This window comes from Arcicella sp. LKC2W (genome assembly GCF_034931005.1).
Taxonomy (GTDB): Bacteria; Bacteroidota; Bacteroidia; order Cytophagales; family Spirosomataceae; genus Arcicella.
The window spans coordinates 256197-276445 of the sequence record NZ_JAYGIN010000012.1; the positions used below are offsets into that span (position 1 = coordinate 256197).

At 34.1% G+C, this 20249-nt stretch carries 16 protein-coding genes and 1 pseudogene; 8 read left to right on the plus strand and 9 right to left on the minus strand.

Annotated features, from left to right (window positions below):
- The first annotated feature begins 99 nt into the window (after positions 1-99).
- The gene (locus tag VB796_RS11960; RefSeq protein WP_323346775.1) at positions 100-1044 is read left to right on the plus strand and encodes an aldose 1-epimerase; all 945 of its coding nucleotides are present in this window, start codon (positions 100-102) and stop codon (positions 1042-1044) included.
- Positions 1045-1069: 25 nt separating this feature from the next.
- Positions 1070-1702: a hypothetical protein gene (locus VB796_RS11965; RefSeq protein ID WP_323346776.1), complete on the plus strand. Its 633-nt coding sequence runs from the start codon at positions 1070-1072 to the stop codon at positions 1700-1702.
- A 7-nt stretch (positions 1703-1709) separates the two neighbouring features.
- Here the strand turns inward: VB796_RS11965 and VB796_RS11970 are convergent, their stop codons facing one another.
- The 3 genes from VB796_RS11970 to VB796_RS11980 form a co-directional block, all read right to left on the minus strand.
- Positions 1710-2345 carry a LysE family translocator gene (locus VB796_RS11970; protein WP_323346777.1) on the minus strand — a complete coding sequence of 212 codons (636 nt, stop codon included), beginning with the start codon at positions 2343-2345 and terminating at the stop codon, positions 1710-1712.
- 5 nt (positions 2346-2350) lie between these two features.
- Positions 2351-6097: a HAMP domain-containing sensor histidine kinase gene (locus VB796_RS11975; RefSeq protein ID WP_323346778.1), complete on the minus strand. Its 3747-nt coding sequence runs from the start codon at positions 6095-6097 to the stop codon at positions 2351-2353.
- Positions 6098-6343: 246 nt separating this feature from the next.
- Positions 6344-6637: a hypothetical protein gene (locus VB796_RS11980; protein WP_323346779.1), complete on the minus strand. Its 294-nt coding sequence runs from the start codon at positions 6635-6637 to the stop codon at positions 6344-6346.
- Positions 6638-6769: 132 nt separating this feature from the next.
- Here VB796_RS11980 and VB796_RS11985 point away from each other — a divergent pair, with 132 nt between their 5' ends.
- From VB796_RS11985 to VB796_RS12005, 5 genes and pseudogenes are all read left to right on the plus strand, one after another.
- Positions 6770-7519 carry a L,D-transpeptidase family protein gene (locus VB796_RS11985; RefSeq protein ID WP_323346780.1) on the plus strand — a complete coding sequence of 250 codons (750 nt, stop codon included), beginning with the start codon at positions 6770-6772 and terminating at the stop codon, positions 7517-7519.
- Between the two features lie 195 nt (positions 7520-7714).
- Positions 7715-8113 carry an Hsp20/alpha crystallin family protein gene (locus VB796_RS11990; protein WP_323346781.1) on the plus strand — a complete coding sequence of 133 codons (399 nt, stop codon included), beginning with the start codon at positions 7715-7717 and terminating at the stop codon, positions 8111-8113.
- A 332-nt stretch (positions 8114-8445) separates the two neighbouring features.
- A pseudogene (locus tag VB796_RS11995) lies at positions 8446-9587 on the plus strand (lactonase family protein).
- A 123-nt stretch (positions 9588-9710) separates the two neighbouring features.
- Positions 9711-10232: a gluconate 2-dehydrogenase subunit 3 family protein gene (locus VB796_RS12000; RefSeq protein ID WP_323346782.1), complete on the plus strand. Its 522-nt coding sequence runs from the start codon at positions 9711-9713 to the stop codon at positions 10230-10232.
- 46 nt (positions 10233-10278) lie between these two features.
- The gene (locus VB796_RS12005; protein WP_323346783.1) at positions 10279-11994 is read left to right on the plus strand and encodes a GMC family oxidoreductase; all 1716 of its coding nucleotides are present in this window, start codon (positions 10279-10281) and stop codon (positions 11992-11994) included.
- 395 nt (positions 11995-12389) lie between these two features.
- Here VB796_RS12005 and VB796_RS12010 read toward each other — a convergent pair whose 3' ends face one another.
- Both VB796_RS12010 and VB796_RS12015 read right to left on the minus strand, forming a co-directional pair.
- The gene (locus VB796_RS12010) at positions 12390-12983 is read right to left on the minus strand and encodes an HNH endonuclease (protein ID WP_323346784.1); all 594 of its coding nucleotides are present in this window, start codon (positions 12981-12983) and stop codon (positions 12390-12392) included.
- 264 nt (positions 12984-13247) lie between these two features.
- Complete coding sequence (locus tag VB796_RS12015) at positions 13248-15278, minus strand: hypothetical protein (protein ID WP_323346785.1); 2031 nt, start codon at positions 15276-15278, stop codon at positions 13248-13250.
- Positions 15279-15453: 175 nt separating this feature from the next.
- On the opposite strand from VB796_RS12015, the gene VB796_RS12020 reads away from it, so the two are divergent.
- Positions 15454-15810: a CoA-binding protein gene (locus VB796_RS12020; RefSeq protein ID WP_323346786.1), complete on the plus strand. Its 357-nt coding sequence runs from the start codon at positions 15454-15456 to the stop codon at positions 15808-15810.
- Between the two features lie 236 nt (positions 15811-16046).
- On the opposite strand, the gene VB796_RS12025 is transcribed toward VB796_RS12020, so the two are convergent.
- From VB796_RS12025 to VB796_RS12040, 4 genes are all read right to left on the minus strand, one after another.
- Complete coding sequence (locus VB796_RS12025; RefSeq protein WP_323346787.1) at positions 16047-16646, minus strand: YceI family protein; 600 nt, start codon at positions 16644-16646, stop codon at positions 16047-16049.
- A 65-nt stretch (positions 16647-16711) separates the two neighbouring features.
- On the minus strand, positions 16712-17212 hold the full coding sequence (locus VB796_RS12030) for a MarR family transcriptional regulator (RefSeq protein ID WP_323346788.1): 501 nt from the start codon (positions 17210-17212) through the stop codon (positions 16712-16714).
- A gap of 91 nt (positions 17213-17303) precedes the next feature.
- Positions 17304-17771: a MarR family winged helix-turn-helix transcriptional regulator gene (locus tag VB796_RS12035; RefSeq protein ID WP_323346789.1), complete on the minus strand. Its 468-nt coding sequence runs from the start codon at positions 17769-17771 to the stop codon at positions 17304-17306.
- A 136-nt stretch (positions 17772-17907) separates the two neighbouring features.
- Positions 17908-19821 (minus strand): hypothetical protein, encoded by a 1914-nt coding sequence (locus tag VB796_RS12040; RefSeq protein WP_323346790.1) that lies wholly within the window; start codon positions 19819-19821, stop codon positions 17908-17910.
- Positions 19822-20249: the final 428 nt, after the last annotated feature.

The window sequence follows — 20249 nt, forward strand, 5'->3', positions numbered from 1 at the left end:
TTTTATTGGATGTTCTTTTTTCGATATTTGTTAAGTGAAACATCAAAAAACGAAAACCCAATATCAAAAACCAAACATCAAGAAACGAATATCAATATTATGAAAATCACAAAAGAACCTTTCGGACATTTTACAGAATATGTTTTGACAAATCCAGAAACGGGTGAGGCTTTATATATTTTGCCAGAATTTGGTGGAATGATTCGTAAAATGACTTTGCAAAAAGATGGTCATCTTCATCATGTAATTGAATGTGGAAATACGGCTGAAAAACTTTTAGCAGGTATGAATGCTTACCCATCAGCTCATTTATTTCCTTGGGGAAATCGGGTAAGAAATGGTAAATATAATTTTCAAAATGTTGATTATCAGTTAGCTGTCAATGAAATTGGTCTGAAAAATGCTATTCATGGATTGGTGAGTTTTGCTCCTTTTGAAGTTATAGAAGAAACCGTTAATGAAGTAGAAGCCATCTTGACTTTGCGATATTCTTATTATGGTGGTGCTTTAGGTTTTCCTTTTCCTTTTGTGTTGGAAATTTCCCATATTTTTAGTTCTGATGAAGGTTTAGAAATTAATTATTCTATCAAAAATACAGGAACAAGAGATATGCCAATGGTTTTGGGTTGGCATCCATACTTTAAAATTGAAGGAGAAAAAGCCGATGATTGGCAGATTGATTTTCCAGCGACCCATCAATATAGTGCTGATAGTCAGATGATTTCAGTAGATAAAATCCCTGTAAATTTTTCAGGAATAATGGACTTGAAAGGGAAAACGTTAGATGCCGTTTTTGCGATGAAAACGTCGAGTAAAATTGTTTCAAAACTACATTCTCCTAAGAAAAACATGAGTTTGAATGTTTGGCAAGAGGGTATGAAAGGTGGTTTTACTTTTACGGTAGTGTATATTCCTGCCAGTCGAGATTGTATCGCTATTGAGCCAATGACAGGAAATACCGACGCTTATAATTCAGGCGATGGACTTTTGGTTTTGGAAAGTGGAAAGACTTTTGAGATTGCTTGTGGGGTTTATATTTCGTAAATTTGAATAAAACTATTTAGAAATCATGTATAAAAGTAATTTTAGAGAATGGACTTTAGATAAAATTGAAGAGACCTTCGGCTTACAACAAGTTAGAAGATTACCTATTTTAGAAGAACTGTTAGCTCATGAGTACCAAGCTGATGCTTATGAAACAAGATACTTGTCAAATCTGAGTGAAAAATATCTTACTCTTGGGGGAGATAACTGGAATGAAGTTGAGCTTGAAAATAAATTTATCAGTCCATTAATTGTATTTTCAGATATTGCGAATCAAAAATACTCATATTTTTTAGAAAGAGAGCTTTCAATAACGCTTGGTGAATATGAGTTAAGTGGTAAAGTTGATGGAATGATTGCAACGGGATTTCGAAATCCTAAAATACCCTATTTTTGTTTGAGTGAGTATAAACGACAGACTGACCCTAATGGTGACCCAACTGGTCAGGCTTTAATTGCCATGTTGGTTGCTCAAAAGCTAAATAATAATCAGAAACCAATATTTGGAAGTTATATTATTGGAAGAGATTGGTATTTTATGGCATTGGTCGATAATGAATATGCTATTAGTAAGGATTTTTCGTGTGTAGCTGATGAAGTTTTCGATATTTATCGAATTTTGAAAGGTTTAAGCATTCAGATTGAGAAACTTATATAAGTCGAAATTACCTTCTTTCCGTCAAAGCCACTTTTATTCCAAGGGCAATGAGTGTTATGCCACAAATCTTATTGATATAATTGGTAATGTTTGTGTTTCCTTTCAATTTTGAAAAAAATGTGGAAGCGAAAAGAGCTAAAATTAAACACCAAATTGTACCTGTAACCGTAAACGAGAAACCCAACGTAAGAAATGGTAAAACGGTGTTTTTTACGTTTGAATTAATGAACTGGGGCAAAAAAGCGATGAAAAACAAGGCAACTTTGGGGTTTAAGACATTGGTTATTACGCCATCTCGATAGACTTTAAAATAGTCTGTTTCTGGACTTTCTAATAGATTTTCGGTATTCAAAACGGCTTTATCTGTTAGCATTTTGAAACCAATATATAAAAGATAAATTGCACCTGCGTACTTTACAATATTGAAAACCAAAATCGATTTTGCAATGATAATGGACAAACCAAACGCCGCCAAAAAAGTATGAACAATACTTCCCGTAGCGATTCCTAAAACTGACATTATTCCAGCTTTTTTCCCCTGAGCCATACTTCTTGAGATAATAAAAATAGTATCATTCCCAGGAGTGACATTTAGCAAAATACCAGTTAATAAAAACGTTTCATAATTGATGATTCCTGTCATAATTTTTATATCGCCAAAGGCAGTGTAAAATAGAACGTACTTCCCACATCTTGCACGGTATCAAACCAAATACTTCCTTTTGAATTATCCACTACCCATTTGGCAAGGGCAAGCCCAACGCCTGTTCCTTCGGCTTTAGTAGAGAAATCAAGCATGAAAATTTTGCTATGATTTTCTTTCAAGACCCCAATTCCGTTGTCTGTAATGCTAAAAGTTACAGATTCTGTATTGATTTCAACCTTGATTCTAATAACAGGTTTGCGTTCAGAAGGTACAGATTGAATGGCATTCATCAAAAGATTGTTGATGATATTGCCTGTCAATTGACGGTCACCCCAAACCATTACGGCTTTGTTCGGAACGTCTTTTGAAATATTAATTTTCTTGTCTTCAAAGAATAAATTGGCTACTTTATTTACCTCATAAACAAAATCAAAAACCTCACGTTTTGGAATTGGCAAACGAGCAAAATCTGAGAATGAATTGGCGATGTACGATAAATTGTCAATTTGTCCTGTTAAAGATTCAATTTGGTCTTTTATTTGGGCAGTATCAATCGTTGCACCTCTTGATAATTTGTGTTGTAGCAATTGCAACGACAATTTCATCGGTGTAAGTGGATTCTTGATTTCATGAACCACTTGTTTTGCCATTTGTTGCCAAGCCGACTGTTTGGTAGTATCTGCCAAAGCCACTTTCGATTCTTCCAATTTTACCAACATATCATTGTAGGCTTTTATCAAAACGCCAATTTCATCATCTGAACGCCAGGCAAGTGGTTCACTTGGTTTGCTCAAATCTACTTTTCGTAACTTGTTGGTTATCAGTCGCAATGGAACAGTTAATACATTCGAAGCGAAGTATGAAAGTAGTAATAAACCCAAGAAAATCGTGGTAAATGTATTCAGTAAAGAACCAATAACAGCTCCAACTTCTTTTTCGTAAGCCACTTTTGAGTCGTAAAAAGGAATACTTACCACACCTGCTAATGTTCCATCATTGGCATTTATTCCTACATAAGAACCCATGAAATTTAGATTTCCCATTGATTCTGGAATGATGGCATTGTGTTCTTTTTCTTCAATAATTCTGATATAAGCCTCTGGATTTAAGTAAGTTGAAACAATTCCAGTTTCGTAACTTAATAATTTATTGGTTGCCAATAAACGACCTGTTGTGTCAAAAACACTAACGTATTTTTTGGTATTTGTTGAAATATTTTTGAGCGTATCAGTCAAGAATTGCTTACTCATTTTCCCTTGAATAAACCTATCAACGGCAGGTAAAATACTGATTCCAGCATTTTCAGTTTGACTTACATACGACTGTTCTTGACTTTCAGATAGTTTTGTACCAATAATACTGAGCGTAATACCGACTACCAAAATAAGTGGAAGTAAGAAGGCAACATTGAGATAAATCTGGATTTTGGTCGCAAAATTGACATTCAGGTTTGAAAATCCATAGCGAATGGCATAAACCAAAATAATAAAAATGATGGTTACAACCAAAATGAGAAACAAAAATGAGAAGTTAGAATAAATGGTGGCAAGGCTAATTTGTTCTGACGAAACCACAATTTTACGTCCATTTTTATTAGTAACTGCTACGTGATTGTAACCGTTGTCAATAATTCCTTCTTCGCTAATTTGTTTGCCTTCTACTAAACTGAGCGGCATTTTACGCTCGTAATTATAATTTTTTCCGCCCAATTTGATAATTCGTCCATTTTCGTAAACGGCATAACTATAATTACTGGCTTCCAATTGTTCTTCGCCACTGGTTGGTAAATCCGCAAGTGCAGCGTCACGGGTTGCATCATTACGCTTTCGCAAGTCAATGATAACGTAGCCAATTGCTTTATTTTCAGCGTTTAATAAGGGAATAAAATCAATGTATTGCTTTTGATAACCATTGCTAACATCGTTAATGAAAAACAAATTATTGTAATCTGTCCGATATTTTTGCGTTTTGTATTTATTCTCATAATCTTGAAAACTGAGTGCATCCGAAACGTTATCTAATGATTTTCCATTAACATCAAAAGCCGAAACTTCGGTGTCGTAATAGTCAAAATAACTATCTAAAATCTCTCTTCGGATAAAATTCTGAACTTGTTCACGAGGTAATAACGCTGATTTTATCAATTCTTTCAAGGTAGAATCTTTACTAATATCTACATTGGCCTTGCTAAGTTTAAATTCTCCGATTTCATCATTTTCAGCCAAATATTTATTTCCAAAAGCCTGTTTTTGAATAAAGTCTTTTCTAATAGCTTGATGGTGAATTACATACGTTCCTAAAATTGCACACGCCAACGCACCCAAAAAGAAATAAATAGAAGTTTGATAACGGAAAGTATATAAAAATTTAGGAAACTGACTAATCAAAAGTGAAGCTACATAAAGCCCATGTAAGAGAATTAATAAAATGTTTGAAGATTGAAGACTCAGAATGATTATGCTCCAAATTAATAAGCCAATCAAAAGAGCAAAAAATCCCCAACGTTTGGCATTTCTATTAAGTTTTATAACAAGATTCGTCAATAAGTGTGTGGCTAAAAAATAAACAATTGAAAGCAACACAAACCCACCCAATGAAGATAATTTTAAAGGTTTTTCTAAAAAATCAATATTTAGGGCAAGGTCTAATTGATAAGCTGATTTTTCATAGACATTTTGTAATTGTCGGTAAAAACCTTGAAACACGCTAAAACTCAGAATAATAATTATTACTGATATTATCTTTTTTGCAATGTCTGGCAAGTGTAATAACCAAAAATATCGCTTCATTTTATAGTAATTATTTACCAAATAAATCAATAAAATGATAATAATTGTAAGATTTAAAAGCAAATCTCCAAGTGACGGAGCAATGATTGATGAGGTATAAAATTTAGGATTAAAAAGTGCTGATTCGTAGAAAATAAAAGGAATATTGTAGTAAAGCATGATGGCTCTAAATAACAAAAAATACCCCATGAGCAGTAAAAAACCTCTACCATAACGGTGCGTTGTGTTCAAATACCAAATCCATGCAAATAGATAAACCACCAAAAAAAACATACTCAATAGTCCCAAAAGAATGACATTTGAAGGAATGGATTGGTTTTTTAAGTTATCAATTTTTGAAGGAGTTACCGAAAATAAAAATTCCTTCGTTTCAGAATACATATTTAGGTGCGTTGCAGCAACTGGCGATGTCTCAATTTGTTGTGGGTCGGCGGTGAAAATATTAGGATTGTAATTGGTTTTGATGTGATTACTTTCCGATTCAAATTGACGGAATAAAGTGACTACCGAAAATATTTCAAAATTATCGGGCGTACCAATCACTAAACGGCGATTTACAATAAATTTCCCCTCTGGCGTTTGAATGGATTTGAGGTTATAATTACCTTCAACTGCTTGATATTCTGGTATAAATCGGTGGTCAGACCAGAAAATTAACCTACTATTTTTGAAGATGAAATAGGGATGAATTGTGCCTGTTTTGAGGTGAGAAAAAGTGGTATCTTTTGATTGTGAAACTAAGGTTACAACTTTTGCTAAATCTTCATTTGAAGAACGAATTTCTTCTTGAACTTTGGTCTGAATATTATACAGATATTTGTCTTCAGTAGCACTTACAGGACCTTTCTTGGTGATGAAAAACATGAGCATCGCCAAGCCAAAAGTTGCCAATGCAAGGATTAAAAATATGTTTTTCTTAGTAAAAATGAGTTTTAGTAAGGAAGTAAATCGTTTTGACATTAGGGTCTGTTTATTTGTTATTTGTAATAAGACAAATTTTATACCACTACTTATGGAAATGTATTAAAATGTTTAGAGTCAGGCTATTATGAGTTATATATTGAAGCCACAAATAACACCAGTCAGATAAAATTATGCAGGCAACTTTGTAAGAAACCTGAAAAAATTACCTAATTTGTGCAATTTGTGGCTTAAAATGATGTGAAATGATATGTTAAATTACGAATAAAAACGCAAAGACTAAAACTAAACTGCCAAGAACTGGTTTACCAAAAGTCTCCATTCTTCTTCCAAACTGACATTAGGCATAGTTGTTTTGGCTCTTCTGTACCAATAATTGGCATTCCAGTCATCACCTTCTTTGCGATGCAAATACGCATGAAGGCGGTCATAGGCTTGTGTTCCTTCCTGCGACTGAGCAATATTATGAGCCGATTCCCAATCATCTTTTCCATCGTACCAGAGTGCCTCAAGGATTTCAGAGATATTTTGCGGAGGATTTAACGCTGTGAGTGAGTTATTGAATTCTGTAATTGTCATATTTAATTTTTGAGTACGAATTTAAGAATTTTCACGTAAAATAACTTTTGTACTAATCCACGTTTCCAGAAAATTGTCTTTAGCCTCAAAATTCATAAATTGCATCCAAATTTTTCCCCCATATAAATCACTATGAAAAAACTGCTACTTTATATTCCGCTGTTTGTTTTGTTATGTTCTTTAACAAATCCGCCCATTGATTTTTACCAAGCACAATTACGTTTTCCAAGAGTAAGAGAAGCGTTAAAATCTAAGGGTAAAGTCGTTGATGAAATGCTTGCTTCCAAAGGCGTGAATACTTCTAATTTTGACCTGTTTTTTAGAGTTTTCAAAAAGGAACAGAAATTTGAAGTGTGGGCAAAAAACAAACAAGAAGGAAAATTTCAACTCATTAAAGTGTATGATTTTTGTTCCAGTACAGGTGTTTTAGGCCCCAAACGCCGTTCAGGGGATAGACAAACTCCCGAAGGTTTTTATACCATTGACGCTTTCAATCCAACCAGTAATTATTATTTGTCTTTCAGAGTGGGTTATCCAAATGCTTCCGATAAAAAATTGGCAGATTGGTTAAATCCAGGCGATAATATTTTTGTACATGGTTCTTGTATTACTATTGGTTGTATTCCTGTGGGAGACGAAAATATTAAAGAATTGTACTTATTGGCGGCACGAGCAAAAAGTGGAGAGCAAGAAATTCCAATTCATATTTTCCCAAATAAAATGACCGACGAAAACTATTCAGCCTTGAAAAGTGAATATGCTTCAAATGCTACTTTATTAGAATTTTGGTCATGGCTAAAACCTGGTTATGATGCTTTTGAAAACGGAAATATTGTTCCAACAGTAACGGTTGACGATGCGGGTAAATATATTGTAAAATAGAAATTTGTTAAAATTAGAATATCAAAACCTCCTGTGAGTTTTCAACTTATAGGAGGTTTTTTATTGACTTTAATGATAAAGATGCCATTTTGTCTTTGTTGATTAAAGCAAAGAAGACATAATGTCTTGATGTTTTGGCTGGTATAAGATTTGAAGCTTACAAAGCACAAACAACAAATGACAAACTGCACAATCATGGAAAATAAGAAAATAGTAATCCCAAGAGAGATTTTAGCCAATATAGATTTTAGTAATACTCTAAACGGTGGACGAGTTGAACCCAATATTCAAGTTAATCAAACAGAAAATGCTTACGAAGTTTTTGTAAAAGTAGCAGGTTTGGAAGCTGACCATTTGAAAGTAGATATTGAAGAAAACCGCCTGTTACTTTATGCTTTACAACCTGTTTTGAAAACCGCAGAACAGGAAATCGCTGACAATTACGTTCAACAAACCATTGGACAACTAATGCTTCCAAATTTTGTTGATTTAGAAAATATCTCAGCACGTTATCATAATCATCAATGGAAAATTGTTATGCCTTTTGACGATAATCGTAAAGGATTTAAAAGAAATGTGGAAGTTGAGTTTTGATAAGTAGTTATTCGTTATTGGAGATTGGTTATCGGTACAAGTCGTCATACCGCCAATAACCAATTGGTAATAGTAACTCGTTCAGACGATAGTCATACCGCCAATAACCAATTGGTAATAGTAACTTGGTCAGACGATAGTCAGACCGCTAACCAACAATATCTCATAAAAAGCAAAATCTTAACAAGACAAATCAACCATTAACCAATCACACGTATCCAATAACCTAAATATATATCCCGCCCTGCAAGGTACGCCTGTGCAGGGTATTTTTTTGTGTTTCAAGATAAAAAATCCTTAAATTGTGGTCTCATAAATTTTAATCTTTCACTATGAAACGCATACAAATTTTTTCCATAGCATTTAGCCTACTTGCTAATTCGGTTGCATTTGCCCAAAATCCTACAAAAAAAGCGAAGACCAATGATTTTCATCTTTTAGTTGGAACATACACAACTGGTAAAAGTGAAGGTATTTATGTCTATAAATTCAATGTTAAAACGGGGGAATTTAAAGCAGAAAGTATTGCAAAAAATATCAAAAATCCTTCTTTCTTAGCTATTTCTCCTGATGAAAAATACGTTTATTCGGCAGGAGAAGTTGATAATAACGGAGCTGTTTATGCTTTTTCATTCAATAAAAAATCAGGTGATTTAACTCAACTAAGCACACAATCTTCAAACGGAAATTTCCCTTGTCACGTAGCCATTGATAAAACAGGCAAATGGGTAATTGCAGGTAATTATGGAGCAGGTAGTTTAACGGTTTTACCCGTAGAAGCCAATGGTGGCTTGGGCAAACCAACACAAACTATTCAACATGAAGGAAAGGGGGTAAATGCGGAACGTCAAGAAAAACCACACGTTCATTCTATCAATTTTGCACCTAATAATCAGGATATTTTGTAGCAGATTTGGGAATTGATAAAATTGTTACCTATTCATTGGACACTAAAACAGGTAAATTGAGTGATGGAAATCCGCCATTTACGAAGGTACAAGACGGTTCTGGTCCAAGACATTTTACGATGCACCCAAATGGAAAGTTCGCTTATGTCATTCAAGAATTATCAAGCCAAGTAACGGTATTTGATTATAAAAATGGTTCATTGGTAGCAAAACAAAGCCTTTCAACACTTCCTGCTGATTTTAAAGGAGATAATTCATGTGCAGATATTCACGTATCTCCCGACGGAAAATTTTTATATGGTTCAAATCGTTTTCATGATACTATCGTGATTTATGCAATTGAGCCTAAAACAGGCACATTAACATATATTGGAGAGCAATCTGTGATGGGGAAAGTACCAAGAAATTTCATGATTGACCCAACTGGAAATTTCGTTTTGGTGGCAAATCAAAAAACGGATAATATCGTAATTTTTAAACGTGATAAAGTAAAAGGAACCCTGACTCCAACAGGCAAAGAAATTGCTGTACCAACGCCAGTTTGTTTGAAAATGATAAATTTCTAAGCGATAATAAAGGATAGCGTAATTCAGAAATTCTTGTATATTTAAAGTATAAAATTAGCCTGTCAATTTTGATAGGCTAATTTTATGTTTAGCCTTTTGTTTTGTATCAAAAAAAAATATCAAATGCAAAGACGTTCAGCCATAAAAAATATCGCTTTAACCATTGGTAGTGCCATCGTGTTGCCGTCATGGGCAAATGCTTGGAATCATGAAAGCGTAAAAAACACTCATTTTTTTGTATCTGCTTCGCAAGAGGCACTTTTAGCCGAAATCGTTGAAACGATAATTCCTAAAACCGACACACTCGGAGCGAAAGAGTTGAATGTACATCAGTTTGTTCCTAAAATGATTACTGATTGCTACGACAAAAAAGCTCAGGAGGTTTTCAAAAAAGGTTTAGAATCGGTAGATGCAAATGCAAAAAAAGATTTTTCTAAGAACTTTATCGACTGCGATGCTATGCAAAAATTGGAAGTTTTGACGAAAATGTCTAAATCTGACAATACTGAAGAAAAGGCGTTTGTAGGTTTAGTTAAAAATATTACTATTCAAGGTTATCTCAACTCTGAATATGTAATGACCAATCTTAGAAAATTTGAATTTGCTCCAGGTCATTATTACGGTTGTGTTCCTGCAAAGAAATAAATCTCGATTTGTGCCAAACAAATTTAAAATTACAAACATCGAAAAAATGTCAAATATAAATATAGACTCAGTAAAAAATAGAACGTTTGATGCCATCGTAGTGGGTTCGGGAATAAGTGGTGGTTGGGCAGCTAAAGAATTAACAGGTAAGGGATTACGGACTTTGGTTTTGGAGCGTGGACGTGAGGTAAAACACGTGGCTGATTATCCAACAACGATGTTGCAACCATGGGAATTTGAACATCGAAATCAAATAAAAAAAGAAGTAAAAGATGCCAATCCTATTGTGAGTAAATGTTATGCTTTTTATGAAGGAACTGAACAGTTTTTTGTAAAAGATGCCGAACATCCTTACGTACAAGAAAAACCTTTTGACTGGATTCGTGGCTATCAAACGGGTGGAAAATCATTACTTTGGGCAAGACAAACACAACGTTGGTCGGAATACGATTTTGATGGGCCAGCTCGTGATGGATTTGCTGTTGATTGGCCTATCAGATACGCAGATATTGCTCCTTGGTATAGTTATGTAGAGAAATTTGCAGGAATTTCAGGAAATAAAGACGGTTTGGCTTCTTTGCCTGATGGTGAGTTTTTGCCACCGCACGAAATGAATTGCGTTGAAAAATATTTTAGTCAGTCGGTTGCCAAAAATTATACAGACCGTCATATCATCATGGGTCGTGCGGCTCATCTAACAAAACCTAAACAAATTCATTTCGACCAAGGGCGTGCATCTTGTCAGCATCGTACCATTTGTGAACGTGGTTGTCCTTACGGCGGATATTTCAGTAGTAATGCTTCTACTTTACCTTGGGCTGCCAAAACAGGCAAAATGACATTGCGTCCAGACTCGGTTGTACATTCTATCATTTACGATGAGAAAAAAGGCAAAGCCACAGGCGTAAGAGTTGTTGATTCAAACACCAAAGAAATGATTGAGTATTATGCAAGAATCATTTTTGTGAATGCTGCTGCCTTGAATACCAATTTGATTTTATTGAATTCAACGTCAAATCGTTTTCAAAATGGTTTGGGCAATGATAGCGGATTGCTCGGAAAATACGTAGCATTTCATAATTATCGTGCCACTATTAATGCTGAATATGAAGGATATTTAGACAGTACAACCGACGGTCGTCGTCCAAATTCGCCATATATTCCACGTTTTCGCAATTTATTGAAACAAGAAACTGATTTCTTGCGTGGCTATGCTTCTGGATTTGGGGCAAACAGATACGAACATGATGACAGAAATGGTTTGGGTGAAGATTTGAAAAAAGGAATCTTGAATCCGAAATTAAATAATGTTTGGAGCGTAGGTTCGCACATGATGGGAGAGACCATTCCGAAGGAAAGTAATTATGTGGCTTTGGATAAAACATTAGTTGACCCTTGGGGAATTCCTCAGTTGAAAGTTTCGGTGGATTATGACGATAATGACGTAAAAATGACCAAAGATTTCTTTGAGCAATTGACCGAAATGTACACAAAAGCAGGTTTCAAAAATATCAGAACGAATGATTCTAACCGAACTCCAGGATTGGATATTCATGAAATGGGTGGCGTAAGAATGGGAAAAGACCCAAAAACATCGCTTCTGAATAAATGGAATGCTTTACATTCGTGCAAAAACGTTTTTGTAACTGATGGTGCATCAATGACTTCAACTTCTACTCAAAATCCATCATTGACGTATATGGCTTTTACGGCTCGTTCTGTTGATTATGCCGTGAAGGAAATGAGAAAAGGAAATTTGTAGAATTAAATAATTCTACTTTGGCACTTTAAATAAATTGACCAAATTTGACTTTCGGGAAGTTGGACTATAAATACCCAAATTCCCATCTTTATTTTAAAGTGCCAAAGTAGAACTGAATGGTGATTAGCTATTTTAACATCCCGAAACAACTCCGTTAGGGGTCAAACTTTCGGGATGTTTTCCAATCTTTATGAAAGCGTTGATAAATTCAGCTTTGTATGATTGTCAAAACAAAACGGAATTATCTACAATTTGTCGCAAGACAAAATTAGCCCACGGATAAAACAGATTTACACTGATTTTTCTTTAAATTTATCCGTGTAAATCCGTTGAATCAGTACAATCTGTGGTCTAATTTTATTCTGCGACAAATTGTAGATAGTTCCGAAACAAAATTAATCTTCCAACTTCACGTGTCCCCAGTTTTCTCCTGAACGAATACGATTCAATTGAGTATGCGTAATACCAAATTGTTTGGCAATCATTTTCAAGCGATTTTTGTCCGATTTTAACATCTTCTTAATCATAATTACCTTACTTTCAGTGAGTTTGTAATTCTTTGTTCGTTTCGGGATAACTCTATCTTTCACCGCAGGGTTTTCACGGTTGTGAATAGTCATTTCATCACGAGTAGCCCATTTTAGGTTCTCCCAATAATTGTTTAACTTATCATGGTCGAGATGAAGAACGAACTTTCTGTTTTCGTCGTCATCTTTTGAAACAAAAAACTCCGCTACTAATTTGTGGACATATCGGTTCAATGATTTATTGCCTTTTGCCCTAATGTTTAATGATTTGTAACCTTGAATTTTGGACCCTCCAATAATATCACCATGTTCTGGGTCGTTCTGAAAACTTCTCAAACGTCCATAATTTGATATTTTGTAAGTGGGTGGGTTTTCCACTTCTGGAAATGGGATGGTTACCCATTTTTCATTCCAAAAACTGGTGTTTTTTTTGATGCCAATACCTGCTTTTTTCTCCGTCATAGGGGAATTAATTTAGTTCAATCTTTACTACTGTATATTTCAACAATGGGTCGTTTATAATGTTTGAAAAGTTAATTGTTAATGCTGAATTGATGACTTAATTAACGAGTTCATTTACAACTTATTTTGATAATTAGTGACAGTAATAAATGTTTTAGTGGTTGTATAAAAAGTTAGTGATATGATAATGCTACTAAAAAAAAAGGATTAAACTTGTTTAAACAAGTTTATGTTAAGGTCAAAGTGATTGGTTATTTCAAAAAACTAAATTTCATATATTCTACATTCTCCTGCACTTAATAGATTATTTGGAAATACCATTGGCTCATTAGAACTTGTATAATGCGTAGAGAAATATGGTTTTGCATTTTTAGATTCTATGATATTTTTGACCTCATCAGTTTCAATCGTAAACTCAGTATTTAAACTTACGATAAATAAATATTTTTGGATTATTTTTTGTGTCCAAGCAATTACCTTTTTTTGCCCTGTCAAATCTGGTTGGATTATCCATTCAATTTCTTGGTTTTGTATTGATGGGTTTATCTTTTCCGAAATCTGTTTTAAAATACTAATATTGCTAAACAACTTGCCATTTTGTCCCCAGTGGTATTTTCCATGTGTTGCTTTATCACCTTCTGATAATTGGAAAACATACAATTTGGTATAATGTTCATTGGGGGCAGGCGATAAATGTGTATCTCGTTGCTCAAAGCCTAAAGCCATATAAGAAGGCATATCTGTCAAGAATAAACCAATAAACATTCTGATTTCGTTGCCTTTTACATAAAATTCATCAAAACGTGGGTCATCTTTATCGGCAGTCATGATTGTAAAGTTAGGGGCAAATTTACGAGTTGTCAATAAATAATGATAACGAGCAAATTCTGAAACAAACTTTTCTGACCCTACTACCATAGATTGCAAGTCTCCTAAAGTCGTATCCGTATCTGAGCCTTCCAGATGTTCTTCTTCCACTCCATAAGCCATTGTATTGGGTGGAGCTAAAAAACTTTCAGCAAAATAGCCGAATGACGGTTTTTGTTGACGTACTACATATTTGATATATTTATGAATGTCATAATAATTGTCTGGATTTGATGGAGTGCCATTAGGATTCATCTGTACGTGCGACATATCTCCACGCATAAAATCAAAATTATAATGTTGGGCAACGTTCAAATATTTTTGAGCCATATAATCCCAAACTTTTTGTCTTGGTTTTGAAAAGTCAACTTCCCAATCTCGATTTTCATTTTTTGAGTCGTATAATTTCACTCTTGCCAAAGGTCCAAAAACTCTTGACATTGCTTGTGGTTTAGCAATTACATAATCCCGCCAAACTCTTCCATCGTCATCAATGGTTTTTGCTTCTTCACGGTGGTCAACTTCGAGTCCTCTATATGGTGGTGCCATCGTTGCAGGTACGGGTTCGTAGCCTTCGGCAAATAGATGATTGATAAGTTGATTCCTACGTTTGTTACGTCCTTCAAGATTGTTTTTTTCACCGAAGAGAAATTTCAAACGTTGTTCTTCCGAATAAATGTCATTGTTAAAAAAATCTTCTTTACGTCTTGAATAATGTTCTGCAACCGTTCCTCCATATTGATACAAAAAATCTAAAATACGTTCTTGTACTTTCTCGTGCAAGTTTTCAGAATGGTCAATAATGTCAAATTCACGGCGTTGTAACCACTCAAAAAACTGCGGATTTGCCAAAGAAACTTCTGAATAACGGTCAGTATGTGGAATCACGTCCATTCCTACTGTTTTTCCCATTAAGTGTAATAAATTACAAGTAACTTTTAATTGTTTTTCGACAGTATCAAGATGCGGAAAAGAAATGGCTAATTCTGCATCAAAAAACTCAGGATTTATATTCCAACTGGCTATACCATAGAGACTTGCCACAACGCCACATTCCCAAATGGGTAAAAGATGAATTGAGGACTGGGCAGTTGGTAAAGTCATCGCATATTTTATAACATTCCAGAAACTCCCAATTGTGCGAACGTTAATTCCTACCATATTTACCGTTTTCAGCCAAGTTCCATCTATTTCGTGATTCACAGGACTTTCAATCGTATTGGCAGGGTTTAATGCTTGGTAAAATGCTTGTTGTCCAAATCTTTTTTCTAAAAGATAAGCTAATTGCACTGCTGGCATTTGTACTGCTTGTTCGGGTAGTAAATTGGGTATAAAGGACTGCTCCTTAGCTATATAAGACGATATAGCCGTCTGCGGATTATTCACCCATGACTGGCGAAAACCCTCATACGATTCTGGAATATTCATGAATTTTATATAAAAATGGTCGTAATAACTTTTTGAGAAACTAAAAGAGTCCTAAAAATTGTTTTAAATTAAGAAAAAATACGCAGAAAATACGCAAAACATTGCAAATTCATTAGTTGTTTTACATCAATTCAGAAAAAATATTGCATAAATACTTAAATCGATTTTAAATAATATGAAAACTTTAATAATAGGAGCTTCGACCAATACAGAACGTTACGCTTTTAAGGCTGCAAACAGTTTATTGGCTCACGGACATGAAATTGTTTTGGTAGGACAAAAGGAGGGTGTCATACAAGAGCATAAGATTCAAACCAATTATCCTGATTTTGAAGATATTGATACCGTAACGATGTATGTTGGGCCTAAAAATCAACCTGCACTATACGATTATATTTTAAAGCAAAATCCACGTAGAATTATCTTTAATCCAGGCACTGAAAATGCTGAATTTGAAGCAATGGCTCAAGCAAAAGGAATAAAAACAGAGGAAGCGTGTACATTGGTATTGCTTGCTATTGGGCAGTATTGAGTGTTTGTTAATGGTGACTTATAATTATTGGATAGAATAAATCTTGTGGATATAATTCAGCTTTTAATTCACTAATTTTCTAATAACTAATCACCAATAACTAAAAAAAGAATTTGGTCAACAAAAAATCCCCACAAAATTCAAACTTAAAGGTTTGAATAATGTGAGGACTAATGAGAAACTGTTTAGTAAACGTGGTGTTTCGCCGTTTTAGTATGAGTTGTTCAAACTAATTCTTATTTACCAGCTACTAAAGTTACGTCTAAGTTGAATACATCGTCGATAGCTTTATCACCGATTGTATCAAAGAATTTTTTAGAGTTGTATTTCACACCAAAATCAGTTCTGTCAACTGGAATAGAAGCGGTTGCCGTTACTTTACCACCTACAACTGCAATTTTCGCAGGGAAAGTAATTGACTTTGTGATACCTTTCATTGTTAAATCTCCAGTAATGTTTGAACCAGCAACTTTAGTGATTTTGAAAGTTGAAGTTGGGAATTTCTCTACTTCAAAGAAATCACCAGTAGTGATGTGACCGATGAATTTTTGGTTATATTCTGCATTTGTAATATCAGTACAAACGATTGATTTCATGTCAATTACAAATGAACCACCTGAGATTTTTGCTCCGTCAGCTACTAATGAACCAGAAGTAATTCCGATTGTTCCTTCGTGTTGACCTGCTACTTTTTTAGCTAACCAATGGATTTTACTTGCTTTTGTATCTACTGACAAAGTTGCTTTTTTGCTTACTTTTGATGGAGTACCAGCCGTTGCAACGTTTACAAATAAAGCAGCTACTAAAATACTTGCGATGAATTTAATTACTTTCATTTTTGCTTAAAATTTAATTGTTAAAAAGAATTATTATGATTTAGAATTGTTGAAATTCTATTGTATTAATTATTGGTAATTTTCTTAGTAAGTTCTTCGAGTTCATTGCTCGGGTCTGAATTTCTTAATTTATCCAAAAGAAAACTTAATTGATTGGCTTCACATTCAGAAAGTCCGTGTAATTGTTGCTCCCATTTTTGTTGTAAAACGTCTAATTCTGCTAAGAGGTCTAACCCTTTTTGAGTAATAATTACGTCAACTGCTCTGCGGTCATTGGGACAAATTTTTCTGATAACCAATTCTTTAGCTAATAATTTATCTACCAAACGTGAGGCATTAGACATTTTGTCAAGCATTCTTTCAATAATAGCAATTACAGTAATGGGTTCTGGATATTGACCACGTAAAATTCTCAAAACGTTATATTGCTGTGGCGTTAAGTCAAAAGGCTTAAAAATCTCCATTTGCAATGATGTCAACCAATTATTTGTGTAAAAGATATTGATAACCGCCTTAGAATAGGTGGATTTGAAACTGTTTTGCTGTATATCTTTTTCTATGCTCATCTTGTTTGTGATTCAAAATTAATGTATAAACATTAGATGTCAATACATTGAATTGTTAATTATTTGTTAATGTTTTTTAAATTGCTGAAAATCAATTGTTTATGGTTTTGCTATTTCTTGTTTTTTCGAGTAAAATGTTCAATAAATTTATTTCTGCGTCATTTAATCTAATAAAATTAGCTTCTGACTCGATAATTTTTTGGTTTAATTCCTTCAAAAGTATAGTGCCGTTTGCCGTAAGTGCCACATTAACAGAGCGGAGGTCTTCTGTTGACTTGACCTTTACAACCAATTGTTTCGCAATTAATTTATCCACCAAACGAGAAACATTAGACATTTTGTCAACCATTCTTTCGATGATAAAATTAATATTTGCAGGCTCTGGATAGATTTGTTGTAGAATTTTCAGAACATTGTATTGAGGAGTGCTTAATTGATACGGCTTTAATATTTGGGCATATTGATTAGTTAGCCAACCATTTGTGTACATCAAATTGACCGTTAATTTATTATAAGGATTTTTGAAGTTTTTTTGTTTTATATCTTTTTCTATTGTCATAAGTCATGTAGGGCATAAATATCAATACGAAATATATGTCTGTATCTTTAATGTACCAACATAGGTTAAACGAAATTTGTTGTATTTGATAGCAAAGACTTATTAAACGGTAGTTTTGGAGGATAATATAGACCGTTTATCTAAACGGAACAATCTCTGGTGCTGAAATATCAAAGTCTCTCAAACGAAGATTATAAGTATCATTGAAGGCAAAATTCAAGGTTTGGACATCGGGCAAATTAGGGAAATATGAAAATTTAATCTGAAAGGTATTAAAAGTTAAATTTTCATTTCTCAAACGAATACCAATGCCAATGCCCGTATAAGGCACTTTATTTAGCAAGAACTGACTTTTAGGATTGACAAAAGCAAAATCGGTTTGAAAGAATGGGGCAATTCTGAAACCCACAAAGTTTAGTCGTGAGAAAAAGACAATTTGATAGCCGATGCCTAATTTTTTAGTTCCCCATAGTTTATCGCTATTTACGTCCAGAATCCCATTTTCTCGGTTTACATTTACAAATTCACCAGTGTATCGGTTATTGCCAAATGCGTAACGAAGGTTTACAAAATGACGTACCTGTGTTCTTTTTCGATAAGTGTGTAAGGTGCTGAAGTAGTTTGACTCTATGCTCAAACCTGTTGTCCCATTTGAATATCCTCCTGCATTTAGTAATCCATAAATATAGCCAGCTTTGCCAATATATTGCCCTTTGGCGAGTTTAATGCCTGAGTACCAGCGTTTCCCGAAAATATCTGAATTTTCAAAGCCAGCCACCAAAGTTGCCAAATATCCATAAGGAACGTCTTCGGTGAGTCCAAAACCATAAATCAAAAAATCTCGTTTGTAACGTCTATTCGAGAATCCAATTCCTGCTAAATAATCTCGGTGATTTCTAAATAATTGATTAGTGTCGGCAGAAACAGTTGGTCGTTGCGTATAAGAAATATCCGAAAATCTCACGCCAACAACCAGTCTTGAGCGTTGCTGAACTTCTTTGTCCAAAAACGGTAATTTGAAGGCATAAGCTGTCCAAAAATCCAAATAATTACGGTTGGTCGGAAATTTCAAGTAAGTAGTATCTGTATTTTTAAAGGACGTTCCATCATATCCACGAAAAGTATTAACATTATTTCGGTCATTACTCATTTCAAAACCTCCCGCCAATTTCATGTCAGGCGTAAGAAATGGACGATAAAAACGGACTGCATAATGATTGGTTAATCTTCTTAATTCTACTTCTGCTTGTCCCGTAATAAAAGTACGACCAATGTACGGAATGGTATATTGACTATAATATTCGAGGGCTGGTTTTTCATTATAATTAAAATAGAGAATGTTTTTCCAAGAATGTCCTAATCCCCTGACATTGATTTGGTTAATGCCCAAATAATAATCGTTAAAACTATTAAATCCTACTTCGGGTAGCAACGACCAGATGTCTTGTGTGATGACCAATAAATCAACTAAATTAGGAAATTGTGGGTCTGGTAAAACCAAAATTCGGGCATCGTGGAGGATTGAACTCCTACGCATCAGACGTTCGTTATCACGCAATCGGTCGGCATCTATAATGTCTCCAACATCAAACATTAAAAATGATTTTCGGATTACTTTTTCTTTAGTATTACTGTGTAGTGAATTGAGGAAACGGTCGAACCCTTTGGCAATTCTATTCGTATCGGCAATACTTTCACCAAAAACTTGCCTACGTTTCACATATATTTTACGAATTACTCTGCCTTCATATTCTTGGAAAGGATTATCTTCAATCTGTATAATTTCTTGTCCCGATGAGTTTTGGTTATAAACATCTCTAAAAAGAGCATTGTAGATTTCGTTGAGGATTTTATTTTTAGAGAATCGTTTTTTCAGTTTTGTAAACATCAAACTATCCTTTTCAGACTTCATACTGACAATTTCTACTGATTTTTGGGACGTAGAATCTGGTTGTTGCGGATAAGCTACCGAACAGCAAAAGAAGATTAAGGCTAAAATCTTAATCGTTTGTTTGAATAAATATGGGTAAATTTGTAAAGTATATTTCATATATATAGGGAACAAATAATAGCTTTTCGATGAATTATTTTTAGTTTATAATCCTAAAGTTTTTTATAATCTCAAATTCAAACAGAATTGCTTTTCAGGAAGAAAACCGATTTTTTTTGACATCTATGTTTTCTATCTTACCTGTATGTTTAATTAAATGACCATTGAGGTAAGATTGAAAACACAGTATTCGAAACGTTCCGTTCATCAAGTCATTTTTATCTTTTATAAAACCCTAAGATGGCTACAAATTAAATAACTAATTCATTTATAGATTAGATTTCGATAATTCAAATCTAAGTATTTGGAATAAATAAATTGATATTGTGTAGGGGCGTATCGCATACGCCCACATCTCGACTTTTTGGGCGTATGCGATACGCCCCTACGTCATGATGACAATATTTAATATTATTAATTAATTTGTT